A 12,211-nucleotide genomic window follows, 5' to 3' on the forward strand; every position below is an offset into this window, starting at 1 on the left:
ATATTTGCTTTTTCAAAACACAATTTTATTGTGATCCTTAAGAAATCAGCTCATGATAACTACATTTTCACCAAAACTTTTTTCATAGTTTAAATCGTAAGACGTGGTCGTATATCTGAGCAAGAAGAACAAAAAAACTCTAAAACTTAAAGTCTCAGAGGCAATGAATCCCTATTTTCAAGTTAAGTTAACCTTTTTTGTCGAAAGACAGCTAATTAGCGGGGTGAAAAAAATCCATCAGAATGATGAAACTATTTGGGACGCTGATCTGTCTAACATACATTACACAATAAACAATGAAAGTCGAGGTATAACCAGCAATGGGGGTGTATCAACTGAACAAAGCAAACGCGTCGTTAACCGAACAACAGTTTAGCGACCGGCTGATGGGATACAAAGAACGAATGTACCGGATTGCATACTCATACGTCAAGAATCAACAGGATGCGCTTGAGATCGTATCAGAGGCATCGTATAGGGCTTTTCTCTCATATAAGAAACTGGAGAGTCTGGACTATGTAGAAACTTGGATTGCGAGGATTGTCATCAACTGTGCGATTGATCACTCAAGGCGGAAGAAGAAATATACGTATATAGAGGACAGCCAACATTCGCTAACATCCGCAGATTCGAATATAAGTTTGGAAGAAAAGATGGATTTGTACAAGGCCCTTGAAGTTTTGAAGCCTGAGGAAAGGTCCTTTATCATTCTAAAATTTTTTGAAGGCCAGCGATTCAAGGATATTGCTGAGGTGCTTTCACTTTCAGAAAATACTGTAAAAAGCAAGTTTTATCGCATTCTCAATAAGCTCAAATTACAACTAACGAAGAAAGAAGGTTGAAGCAGATGTATGGTAAAGAAAAATATGATGAGATCGAAATTCCGTCCAGTCTTTCAGAAGTGATTCAGGATGCTCGCAAGCGTGCACATAAAATGAAACGGAATAGACGAGTGTGGCGCGGTTCTTCTTTGGTTGCGGCCTGCGCGGCTATGGTCATTACAGTTAATGTGCCAACCGTAGCTCTGGCGCTGTCTGATGTACCAATCATCGGGTCTGTCGTGAAAATCTTTCAAATAGGCGGCGGGGGACAATCCACAGATGGGGCAGTCGCAACAACCAAACAGGAAAGCGACTCGTTAAGCATTCATTTCAAGATCGATGGCAATCAGCTTGCGTCTGCTCCAGCCTACACCGTAGAGCGACTTGCAGGTCCAGATCGGCTAGTTTTCACCTTTAACGGAGTACGTGAGCTTGATTATGTCAAAATGGAGAAGGATATTCGAGCTCTTAATTATGTGAAAGATGTATATCGTAATATTATTCTGGATGATTCGGCAGTCCGCTTTGTAATTGAGCTTAAGGAGAATGTGGATTATTCCGTATCAGAGTATAAAGATCCTGGCTACATCCAGCTTAAGCTGTTCTCTGCTGCAAACCGTTCGCAGCCGCGAGAGTTGTTCTTTGTGCGAAGTGAGGACATGGAAGAGGGGGAAGCACTGGCCATGCTGGCCGAACAGTTTCATGATAAAGGAAGCAGCATGGTTAAAACCCGCACTGGCAAGTTTGTAGTGGTAATAGGTGGATTTGACAATCTGGCGCAAGCAGAAACGCTGTTACAGCAAATGAAACAGCAAAAAGAAGAGGAGGCTGTAAGCCAGCTTTATGTAGCCCATTGGATGAGTAACGCTAACCCAAAATAGTAGTTTGATCCCTACCCTACTTATAAAAGACCTACACCCTCAAAACCCGCTGCTCTAGAATGCTTCAAAATAGTCGAGGCATACATGGAAAAATTGAATTTTTGAAACCGTTAATCTGAAAATGATCGACGGTTTTTTGTTCCCTTCTATTTGTTATGCGATTATAATCCCCATGAACAAAATGTTTGGCCGGAATTGTTTGTAAATAAAATTTTCAAATTTCTTCATATTTCCCTAGGGGAGATCTTTACTCCCCCCCCTTTAGGAAAGAACTCTCGAAGCAAACCGTTCGCATTCTCATTCGACCCTCTTTGCCAGGAAGAGTATGGGTCAGCAAAGTAGATCTGCACGCCATGTGTGGTTTCCAGGTTCGCGTAACAAGCGAATTCTTTACCTCCGCTGTTTGAAACGCCCTAACAGATTACAATCCGTCTTTAAAAAAGTTGTGTTTGAAAGGATAACTAAGCCTTATAGGAATCTGCTCCTGGCCGCAGATTGCCCTCGAAATACTGGTTTCGTTGCAAAAAAGGGGGGGGGTAAAAACTTGCCTTACTTATGATATGGTTCAATGAATCTTCTCAACAGCACATTATTAGATTTACTACTCACGATAATTTCTTAGTTGCTTAGTTTCCTAATAGAGATCATTCAAGGTTCTAATTCAAGGTGCATCTTGGCTTCCGCCTCATCCCATGGCACCGAGTAACCCGCCCCCTTGGCGCAAAAGATGGAGGAGGATGTATACAGTGGATCCGCCCCTTTGTGGTAGCCCATCCGTTCTATGACTTCCTCCGTATTATGGCAGCGGTCGTAGCCGCTGAACACGCAACGGATACTGCCTCGTCCATGCGTAAAGGATGCAAATTCGGCACTGTAGTTCATGAAAGTCGACACGGGCACCCTGCCCGTGACCACCGCTTGCGTTCCGGTTGTCTGCGGCGGATTAAAAATACCTGAAGCACGCTGAATATCGGACAGTACCCTGCCCATTTCATCGATAGCGACCTTGATTTTGAAATCGTAATAGGGCTCCAACAGCACGTTGTCCGCCTTCTCCAGACCCTGCCGTAGTGCTCGAAAGGCAGCCTCACGAAAATCGCCGCCATGGGTATGTTCTTTATGCGCGCGGCCCCTCAGTAGCGTAATGTTCACGTCGGTGACCGGCATGCCAGTCAGCAGTCCGTGATGCTCCCGTTCGTAGAGATGATTCCGAATCAGATTCTGATAGCTGACATTCAGATCATCGGCATGACATCTGCTATCGAACATGATGCCGTTGCCCCTTTCTCCCGGTTCAATCAGCAGATGCACTTCCGCATAATGCCTGAGCGGTTCGAAGTGGCCGTACCCTTTCACAGCCGATTGAATCGTTTCCTTATACAAGATTTCCGGTTGTCCAAAAGAGATAGCAAAGCCAAACCGCTCTCTAACAAGCTGCTCCAGCACTTCCAGTTGAATCAATCCCATGACGCGGATAGAAATCTCCTGCAGTTTCTCATCCCAAACGACGTTCAGAGACGGCTCCTCCGCCTCCAGCTTGCGAAAAGCACCGAGCACCTTCTGTACATGTATCGAGTTGTCGAATAATACCTTCGATTGTAACGTCGGCTCCGAATCGTAAGCTAACTTGTCTGATATCGCCCCCAAGCCTTGTCCAGCCCCGGCGGCGGACAAGCCAGTAACCGCAAACAAATCGCCAGCTTCCACTTGCTCCACTGGCTGCGATTTAAGGCCGTTAAACAAGAAGAGCCGCGTAACTTTTTCGTCATATTGAACCCCGCCGCTCTCGTAACTAAGCTGTTCTCTCACCTTCAGCCGACCACCCAGCGCCTTAATGAACGTGAGTCTCGCTCCGCCTGCATCGTGCCGAATTTTATAAACCCTCCCCTGGAACGAAGCATTCTCGTCATAAGTGGTTGTCGTCAGCAGATGTAGCTGATCCAGAAATTCAATGACGCCTGTATCCTGAAGCGCAGAGCCGTAAGCACAGGTGAAGAGATGACCCGCCGCTATCATCCTCTGCAAAGCCTCCAGCCAGAAGCCGGAATCCTCTCTCCCCTCCAGGAATGCTTCCAGCAAGGCTTCGTCCCGCTCCGCCATGGTCTCCCGCAGCGGCTCGCCGACTATGCCTTCAGCGAAGCTCTGTGTAATGCAGCATACTTCCCCCGTCAACTGCTGACGGATATCCGCCTCGGTTCTGCCTGCATCCGCGCCGATCCGATCTGTCTTGTTGATAAAGAAGAACGTCGGAATCCGATGCTTGCGCAGCAGCTGCCAGACCGTCTCCGTATGGCCCTGGACACCTTCAACTGCGCTTACAATCAGGATGGCATAATCAATGACCTGAATCGCCCGCTCCATCTCCGGGGAGAAATCGACGTGTCCGGGCGTGTCTATCAAATAATAGCTGTCTCCTTTATATTCAATTACCGCCTGATCTGCAAACACCGTAATGCCCCTTGCCCGCTCAATGTCGTGGCTGTCCAGAAACGCATCCTGATGATCCACCCGCCCCCGCGACCGGATACTGTTCGTATGGTACAGTAGCTGTTCCGCAAAAGTTGTCTTACCTGCATCCACATGGGCGAACAGGCCAATCGTTAGTCGCTTCATAGAATCCCACTTTCAACGCTTCTTGTTGATACTGCTCATTTTATTAAAGCATAGAAATCGGGAGAGAGGGTCTTTTTTCATAGGCGGAAGATAAAAGCAACGAGTTACATTTATGTTGAGCGATTTCTCCAGATTAAAATATAATTAATGTACTATCGCTTAAACGGAACCTTGAAACTGATTTACCGCTTGCATGAAGGAAACTTTCCTCAAACATACCTTTAAAGTGAGCTTGGCAAGTTCAGAGATTGATGCGATGATTTCGGAGAACTATCTCGAATGCAGTCTTTACAGGCACCGAATCTACACCATTCTAATCTGTATTAGTAATGTAAAAGAAAGACGGCAGTCAACGAAAAAGTTGAAGACTGCCGCTTTTTATAGTCCTGATAAATTTCGCAATTTCAAGTTTCGCCCTACTTATGATACGGTTCACCGCGCTGTTTGTAACGGCAAGTGTATTGAAAAAAGTCGATCCCTGCTAGGATGGACTTCCTCATTACGAACAAAATCATGTAGCGAGAAAGCATCATTTGGGCACTTGTACTTGAAAAGGAGTGTGCGCCAGATGCTCTGCTAACTGATTAACGTTGATTTTCACATTGTATACCTCATTTCAATAGTAATCGACCGTTATAGCGAACTCCTTTCTGCTCAAGCATTAGAAATAATATTTTCACAAATAACGCCTTCACGTTCCTTTTTCAATCAAAGTTTATTAGTTATTTATGGTACGGCTCTCCGCGCTGTCTGTAACGGCAGTTTTTAGGCCGTCCCTTGCTGGATGGCCATTGAACGTGTCTCGTTAACGAAATGCTTAATCAGTTGACTCTCTGGGAACACCGAGTATTTCCGATGCTGCTTCCATTTCATAGAGTTTTGTTCATCGGAATAATCTTCAAACTTTATTTTTTTGTTGTCTTCTGCAAACATCGATCCAATGGTTAGTAGCTACACGAAAAAGATACGACTTTGGGTGCAATATTTGTGCGCGAATGGAAAGGGAAGACAAACGGGTAATCTAAACAAATGATCGTTATACTCTTTTCGTTCGTTTGGAACCGGTTCAAGAAAATTTTGGGACATATATCATATTCGTGACCCAGTACCATGACCCCTTTTCGAGGGGTCATTTTCATTTTCAGGAGGGATGTATGAATGCGGATCATCAAGACCCCGGTGTACGTCGGGAAAATCAGGTACAACGTGCGGGACGAGGCTTGGAGCACACCGCGTCCGGACACGCTCAAGGATGGCACTGTCGTCAACCGAAGGTACTACGTATGCAATAGCTTCCGCAGCCGTAGAAGCCGAGTTTGCAGTTCGAACTCCGTCCGAGCCGACATGGTCGAGAGCTTTGTCTTCGAGCGACTTGCTGAGGTCGTCCAGAAACCATATGCTCCCGCAAATAAATTGAATAATACGATTTGAATACTCATCCCAAAGATAATCTTTATTTTCAATAATTAATTTTGGGATTTCCCATGACCAAAAAAGAGCGACAAGCATAGATGCAAGATCATTAAACTAACTAATGATTTCAATCTATACGGTCGCTCTTTATGCTCGTATTATTTATTTTTGTGGCTTTACAAAATTTAAAATCATATTCATTGTATTTTGCAAAACAACGGAAGTCTTTACTTTTTGGTCAAGCTGCAGCAGCTTGCTACGTAATAGATTACGCTGTAGAGATGCCATAACTATGTTACTGATCGTATATCCAATTTCTCTAGCGTCAATATCCTGCCGCATAGATCCATCTTGTATACCAGCTTGGATTAGCGAGACAAAAGGATGTGCTCCACTTTGCAAAAACGATCGAAACTGCTGCTCTAGCTCCGGAGTAGGATAGTTATTTAGATATAATGTATCAAACATAGCAGTAAATCGAATCGTCTCCATGTTTTTATCAGCATCTAATAACTGCTTTTTAAGCATGTACTCAAGCTTTTCATAGCTATTGTTACCTTTTAATTTGGTCTCTTTATTATTATCCACCCAACCCGATAATATATCTATTTGCACTTGAAAAATAATTTCATCTAATGAAGTGAAATATTTATATAGCGTCACTTTACTGATGCCACATGCCGCTACAATATCTTTTAGGGTTACTTCGGTTAAGCTTCGCTCAATGAACAGCTTCTTCGAGGTCTGGATAATATCTTCCCTTCTTTGGTTTCTGTGTTGCTCCAGATTATCTTTCCACATTATGTAGAATACCCCCCTTTCCTGGTTAAATATAAATAAAGACCTTTTATTTACAATTATCTGTATGTCATAGTATATGCTTTAGAACTGAAAAAGATTCGCGCAGTTCATCTATGTTGCACCCGCCAGCGTATTCAATCGAATTATGCAAAATGCTATGAATAGAATGCTCGCCTAACCTTTATCTAGAGTATATTACAACCTATTTCTAGATACAAAGTTTAGCGAGCACCCTACATATTATTGTGTTGATTACTCCAAATATATAGATTTTAAAAGTGCTTGTTTATCTGGTGTTAGCTCTAATGCTACCTCTATATATTGATTTAATGAGCCGTATTGTTTCACGGCTTCTTCAAAGGCTGTATCCAGATAATTGGGTTCTACTAGCATCATTTCTGAAATAATACTAAGCTCCTCTACATCTCCAATAGCTTCTTTAATAGCAGCAATCCATTGCTTATTTGCTTCAAGTCGATTTTGATTGCTTCGCAAGTAATCCTCTCTAATCATACTAAGAGGTACACCTAATACGTGTAATAATATCGCTGCTGCAAAACCGGTACGATCCTTACCAGCAGTACAATGCCAGAGTACAGGCTTGCCGTTAGCTTCTAACAGTAAATGAAAAAAGCGTTTATAAGCATCTTTAGCTTTAGGAGTAGAAATAAATTGCTTATACGCTCCAAGTAGTAACGAGCCTTGTTTTGCAGCCTCCCCCATACTTTTAATGTACGAAAACATTTCTTGCGGATTTACAGATCCGCCTAGTGCAGGCAAACTAATACCTACAGCCTTACCAATGGTTGGATTTGGCTTTTGCTGCTGCTCACTTTCTGTTCGAAAGTCTACGATATAGTGAATCTCTATTTCTTCTAGCAGTTGTAGATCATTTTCATTAAGTGCATACAGTTCACCTGAGCGAAACAAAAGCCCATTTTTAATAACTTTACTGTCTGTTGTGTAGTATCCGCCAAGCTGTCGAAGATTGGCTCTGTATTCTAAATCGTTCCATTGCTGATGGATCTGCGTCATCTTATCACCTACTATTTCATAAGTTGTGGTCAGAGCGTTTAAATGCTATAAGCTAGATATAAGCATTTAGTTGAAATATAGTTTACAAATAGCGGGTGATAACTAGTGTTTACCTGATAGAGCAGAAATAGGTATTTTCATATATTCACCACGAGGACGTGGCAAATCAATATATTTAGCTGTTACACCATCCTCATGAACAGTAACAACACTATAACCACACAAGTCAACAAAGCTAATATGCTCTTTATTTCCAGTAAACTCTGCTGTGAACGAAGTACCAGCTGCCGCAATATGCAAAACATCGTTATAATTCGCAAAATAATTGGAGTGAATATGTCCAGAGAAAACACCAACGACGTCAGTTCCACTAATCGCTTGCATGACATCATTACGATTTTCTACTAGCATGCCAGGTAAAGTATAATCGCCCAAATAAATAAGCGGGTGATGCAGAGCAATAACAGTACCTTTAACTGCAGGCTCTTCTAGCTGTTGTTGTAACCACACTAATTGCGTCTCATCAATGATCCCCCCTGGTTGCCCTGGGATTTGGGAATTTAAACCGATAATACGTAGCCCCTCTACATGCTGAGAATAGTAATATTTATCAGATGATGGATCTTCACCCAGGTACCCTTCTCTAAATGCAGGTAAATGATCATGGTTGCCTAACACGACATAAATAGGTACGCCTAGCTCCTCAGATGCCTTATTAAAAAGTGAGCGGATAAAACGGTAATCCTCAACATCTCCTTCATGCGAAATATCCCCTGTAATAAGTACAAATGAAGGCTTTACATTCGTTTCTTGAATATGACGAAATGCTTGCTCTACTTTTTCAGCATGGTGAGCAATTGGAAACTGTTTTGCATTTCCCGGAGCGTTAATATGTGTATCTGTAATGTGTATAAATTTCATAATCTTTTGATCCTCTCTTTATTTAGTCTGTGCCCATTCATCTAATTGCTTTTGTTTTTCAGCAATAATTTTATCAACACCAGATGCCTTCAATTTTTCGATAAACGTAGGAAGATTTTCCACAGGGTCTAGCGTTCCAGTTTCTAATCCAAGACGAAATTCAGACATAACATTATTTACTGCAGCTACCTCTGTCTTCACATTATCTACATGGAATAAGAATCCAAGCGCTTTTGATTGTGTAGCAGATTTGTTAAAGTCATCAATTTTTTTGTAGATATCTGGCTTCTCAGTTGACCATGTATAGGAAAGGAATTGATTCCCGAACATATAAGGCGTATTAAAATTGTATCCAATGTTTTTCAAGTCAACAGCTGGTGGATAGTCAATAACGTTGTCAGATGTTTTTACATAGTGCTTGTCCTGAATCCCCCATGCCAATAAGTTGTAAAAGTCCTTATCTGAATAAAGCAAATTTAATACCATCATTGCTCTTTCAGGATCACTGGAGTTTTCAGGTATAGACCACATTAAAGAATCAATAAGATCCGTAGTTGTATGAGCTTCCGTTAGAGGAACAGATACAAATTCCACACCTAATCTTCTTGAATTTTCTTGGTCAGAGCCAGGCTTCATATTAGAAAGGAAAGAAAATGCCTTTCCTGCTTTAATTATTTCTCTTCCATCCTGCTTACTAGTAGCAGCATCCTTTAATACATATCCATTTTGATACCAGCTTCTAAGTAGCTTAAGCTGATTTGCATACTCTTCTGTTTCAAACCAATTCACAACTTTTAAGCCATTATCATAATGAGGCAAGACACCAATTCCATCACCTAGAGAATCATAGGTCGTATATCCAGCAGTAAATGGAGCAGTACCTGGATTTTTTGCGACTAATGGCACGACATCAGGCTCATTCTTCTTGATGATTTCAAAAACACCGTCTAGATCATTAATCGTTTTTATTTTGGTTAGATCAATTTTATATTTGTCCACGAGGTCTTTACGCATATTAATCCCATAATAAGCAGCCATATCACGGACATTGGGAACTGCGTATTTTTCTCCGTTGATTTGAGAGGCTTCGAGCTGATAAGGAGCAAGTGCGCTTTTAATACCAGTACCGTATTTATCTAATAACTCATTAAGTGGTCTAAGCTGCCCCTTCGCTACCTGTGATGCATAGTTAAACAAAGTTGAAGTAAACATAAGGTCCACTTTCTCATTACCGACAAGCATTAAATTAGTTTGTTGCGCCCAAGCACTTAGACTAATAGGCATTAGCTTTACTGTTGCGTTAAATTTTTCTTTCGTGATTTTGCTCATTTCATCCTGTACTGCTTGTAAATCGGTTTGGTCATTTCCATAAAATGCGATAACTACCTCATACGGCTTAAGATTTTCACCCGCTGCATGGGATGAATCATTCGAATTGGCATGGTCCATGTTGCCATTACCATTTTTGCTACTACACCCTCCAAGCAGCATAACTGTTGAAATTACAATTAATAACGTGGTAATAAAGCTCTTCCTTCTCATGTTTGAACCTTCCTTCTGTTTTTTATGCTAACCGGTATGAAGCTGGTGTAAGCCTTAGCCTTTTACTGCACCAACGGTAAGTCCCTTTACAAAATATCTTTGGAAAAATGGATACACAATTAAGATCGGCAAGACACCAATTACCGCAAGCGCCATACGTGTAGATTCCTGTGGAATGTCTGCTGCCAGCTCTGTTTGAGTGCCAAAGTCACTGCTAGATAAATACTGAATATCAAGTAAAATACGGTTCAATAGGTTTTGTAAGCTGTATAGCTTACTGTCTGTTATATAAACCATGCCATTAAACCAATCATTCCAGTATTGAATCGTTAGAAATAAACCAACGGTAGCAAGTATCGGCAAGGACAGAGGTAACACAATTCTTAAAAAGGTGAAAAACTCACCCGCTCCATCTATTTTTGCTGACTCAATAAGAGCACTAGGAATAGATGTCATAAAAAAGGTTCGCATTAACATGATGTAAAAAGCATTCGTCAGCAAGGAAGGTAGAATTAATGCCAGCATCGTATTTTTTAAGTCAAATAGCTGGGTATAAACGAGATAGGTTGGCACTAAACCACCATTAAACAGCATCGTGAAGAAAACAAATAATGATAAAAATTTATTTAGGGGCATATCTTTTCGTGATAACGGGTATGCAAGTGAAGCAGTAATAATTAATCCGCATACCGTACCTATTAAAGTAACCATGATCGTAATGCCATACGCGTGAAAAATCCGATCTGCATCTTGCCAAATATATTGATAAGCATCAAAACTAAATTTTTCAGGTATAAAAGAATAACCATTCAAATAAATAGTCCTTTCATCTGTAACAGAAGAAATAACAAGTAAAATAAAAGGTAGAATACACATAGCTGAGATGAGAAAGAGGATCACGTGCATACTTATTTGCCAAATTTGTTGTCGCTGTTTCAAGCTAGTTACCTCCTTAGAACATAGCGTTATCTTTGTTGATTTTTCTAACAATATAGTTGGATATAAATACAAGCACACAGCCTACAATCGACTGATACAAACCTGCAGCAGAGGACATTCCAATGTCTCCTAGTGTCATTAAAGAACGGTACACATAAGTATCAATAACGTTCGTAGTTGATTGCAATGCCCCTGCATTTAACGGTACTTGATAAAATAATCCAAAGTCAGAATAAAAAATTCTACCAATTTGAAGTAAAGTCATAATCGTGACAACAGGCATTAAAAGTGGAATTGTAATCGTGCGAATTTGTTGCCAAGTTGTTGCACCATCTAATTTTGCCGCCTCATAGTATTCATTGTCGATACCAACAATAGTGGCTAAAAAGATAACACATAGATAGCCGGCACTTTTCCATATGTGCACGATAGTTAAAATGTAAGGCCAATATTTTGCCTCGCTATACCATGAAATATCTGATATGCCAAGCCAAGGTAAAATAGTTTTGTTAATAAACCCAGTTTCAAGACTAAGTAGTGCAAATACGAGATAACCCACGATAATCATCGAAATTAAATAAGGCATAAGTATGGCGGTTTGATAAAAACGTGACATAAAGCGGTTTTTAATTTCGTTTAAAAAAATAGCAATACTTACGCCAACAATAAGGTTTAATATAATAAAGCCGCCATTGTACAGAATAGTATTTCGTGTAATGATGTAAGCATCCGTTGTTTTAAAAAGATATTCAAAGTTTTCAAGTCCGATCCATTCACTTCTAAAAATGCCTTGTGAGTAGTTGTAATCTTTAAAGGCAATGATAATGCCAAATAGAGGTAAATAATTGTTAATAATCAAATATGCAAGTCCAGGCACCATCATCAGAAAAAGCACAAAGTATTTTTTCGTTTTGTTCATTCGCTTTTGAAATGCAAGCTGAGTCATGAAACAAATCCTTCCCTCTTTGTTGTAGTAAGTCAGTAGTATCACAGAAAGATTTACCAGAAGTAACTAGGTATTTACCACAAGTAAACATCTTGATTATAAAACAGCTTTATTAATACTAAATTAACTACCCGTTAAGTACGTGTAAATATAGTAGTTTCCTAACTTGCTCTTGTTGTCATAAAAAAAACACCTTCAAGATCATATCTTACGACATGATCTTGAAGGTGTTTTGATGAGTTTCACGTTTTGGGGGGCAGTCCCCGTTCACTTTGCAAGTCCTTAAGTATCCCCTGATA

Annotated in this window: 10 protein-coding genes and 1 pseudogene; 3 read left to right on the plus strand and 8 right to left on the minus strand. The window is 40.8% G+C overall.

Annotated features, from left to right (window positions below):
- The first annotated feature begins 320 nt into the window (after nt 1-320).
- Nucleotides 321-842 carry a sigma-70 family RNA polymerase sigma factor gene (locus tag NST83_RS25140; protein WP_342416089.1) on the plus strand — a complete coding sequence of 174 codons (522 nt, stop codon included), beginning with the start codon at nt 321-323 and terminating at the stop codon, nt 840-842.
- 5 nt (nt 843-847) lie between these two features.
- Nucleotides 848-1,702 carry a hypothetical protein gene (locus NST83_RS25145; RefSeq protein WP_342416090.1) on the plus strand — a complete coding sequence of 285 codons (855 nt, stop codon included), beginning with the start codon at nt 848-850 and terminating at the stop codon, nt 1,700-1,702.
- Nucleotides 1,703-1,959: 257 nt separating this feature from the next.
- On the opposite strand, the pseudogene NST83_RS25150 reads toward NST83_RS25145, so the two are convergent.
- Together NST83_RS25150 and NST83_RS25155 are read right to left on the minus strand one after the other, a co-directional pair.
- Nucleotides 1,960-2,097, minus strand: a pseudogene (locus tag NST83_RS25150) (IS30 family transposase); the annotation flags it as partial.
- A 253-nt stretch (nt 2,098-2,350) separates the two neighbouring features.
- Nucleotides 2,351-4,315: a translation factor GTPase family protein gene (locus tag NST83_RS25155; RefSeq protein ID WP_342416091.1), complete on the minus strand. Its 1,965-nt coding sequence runs from the start codon at nt 4,313-4,315 to the stop codon at nt 2,351-2,353.
- A gap of 1,154 nt (nt 4,316-5,469) precedes the next feature.
- Between NST83_RS25155 and NST83_RS25160 the strand changes: the two genes are divergently transcribed.
- Nucleotides 5,470-5,607 (plus strand): hypothetical protein, encoded by a 138-nt coding sequence (locus NST83_RS25160; RefSeq protein ID WP_342416092.1) that lies wholly within the window; start codon nt 5,470-5,472, stop codon nt 5,605-5,607.
- Nucleotides 5,608-5,890: 283 nt separating this feature from the next.
- Here NST83_RS25160 and NST83_RS25165 read toward each other — a convergent pair whose 3' ends face one another.
- The 6 genes from NST83_RS25165 to NST83_RS25190 all read right to left on the minus strand — a co-directional run bounded on the left by NST83_RS25165 (nt 5,891) and on the right by NST83_RS25190 (nt 11,912).
- Nucleotides 5,891-6,529 carry a TetR/AcrR family transcriptional regulator gene (locus tag NST83_RS25165; RefSeq protein WP_076292893.1) on the minus strand — a complete coding sequence of 213 codons (639 nt, stop codon included), beginning with the start codon at nt 6,527-6,529 and terminating at the stop codon, nt 5,891-5,893.
- A gap of 252 nt (nt 6,530-6,781) precedes the next feature.
- Nucleotides 6,782-7,564, minus strand: coding sequence for a tyrosine-protein phosphatase (locus NST83_RS25170; RefSeq protein ID WP_076292894.1), 783 nt, complete (start codon nt 7,562-7,564; stop codon nt 6,782-6,784).
- Nucleotides 7,565-7,666: 102 nt separating this feature from the next.
- Nucleotides 7,667-8,485: a metallophosphoesterase gene (locus NST83_RS25175; protein ID WP_342416093.1), complete on the minus strand. Its 819-nt coding sequence runs from the start codon at nt 8,483-8,485 to the stop codon at nt 7,667-7,669.
- 18 nt (nt 8,486-8,503) lie between these two features.
- Nucleotides 8,504-10,027: an ABC transporter substrate-binding protein gene (locus tag NST83_RS25180; RefSeq protein WP_342416094.1), complete on the minus strand. Its 1,524-nt coding sequence runs from the start codon at nt 10,025-10,027 to the stop codon at nt 8,504-8,506.
- A 54-nt stretch (nt 10,028-10,081) separates the two neighbouring features.
- Nucleotides 10,082-10,933, minus strand: a complete 852-nt coding sequence (locus NST83_RS25185) for a carbohydrate ABC transporter permease (protein ID WP_342418045.1) — start codon at nt 10,931-10,933, stop codon at nt 10,082-10,084.
- Nucleotides 10,934-10,979: 46 nt separating this feature from the next.
- Nucleotides 10,980-11,912: an ABC transporter permease subunit gene (locus NST83_RS25190; protein WP_076292897.1), complete on the minus strand. Its 933-nt coding sequence runs from the start codon at nt 11,910-11,912 to the stop codon at nt 10,980-10,982.
- Nucleotides 11,913-12,211 lie beyond the last annotated feature (299 nt).

The organism is Paenibacillus sp. FSL R10-2782 (assembly GCF_038592985.1).
Lineage (GTDB): Bacteria > Bacillota > Bacilli > Paenibacillales > Paenibacillaceae > Paenibacillus > Paenibacillus terrae_C.

Bases quoted from the DNA above. Each gene is read 5' to 3' on its own strand.
- NST83_RS25140 (WP_342416089.1), top strand. From the start codon at position 321: ATGGGGGTGTATCAACTGAACAAAGCAAACGCGTCGTTAACCGAACAA.
- NST83_RS25145 (WP_342416090.1), top strand. From the start codon at position 848: ATGTATGGTAAAGAAAAATATGATGAGATCGAAATTCCGTCCAGTCTT.
- NST83_RS25155 (WP_342416091.1), bottom strand. From the start codon at position 4,315: ATGAAGCGACTAACGATTGGCCTGTTCGCCCATGTGGATGCAGGTAAG.
- NST83_RS25160 (WP_342416092.1), top strand. From the start codon at position 5,470: ATGAATGCGGATCATCAAGACCCCGGTGTACGTCGGGAAAATCAGGTA.
- NST83_RS25165 (WP_076292893.1), bottom strand. From the start codon at position 6,529: ATGTGGAAAGATAATCTGGAGCAACACAGAAACCAAAGAAGGGAAGAT.
- NST83_RS25170 (WP_076292894.1), bottom strand. From the start codon at position 7,564: ATGACGCAGATCCATCAGCAATGGAACGATTTAGAATACAGAGCCAAT.
- NST83_RS25175 (WP_342416093.1), bottom strand. From the start codon at position 8,485: ATGAAATTTATACACATTACAGATACACATATTAACGCTCCGGGAAAT.
- NST83_RS25180 (WP_342416094.1), bottom strand. From the start codon at position 10,027: ATGAGAAGGAAGAGCTTTATTACCACGTTATTAATTGTAATTTCAACA.
- NST83_RS25185 (WP_342418045.1), bottom strand. From the start codon at position 10,933: ATGCACGTGATCCTCTTTCTCATCTCAGCTATGTGTATTCTACCTTTT.
- NST83_RS25190 (WP_076292897.1), bottom strand. From the start codon at position 11,912: ATGACTCAGCTTGCATTTCAAAAGCGAATGAACAAAACGAAAAAATAC.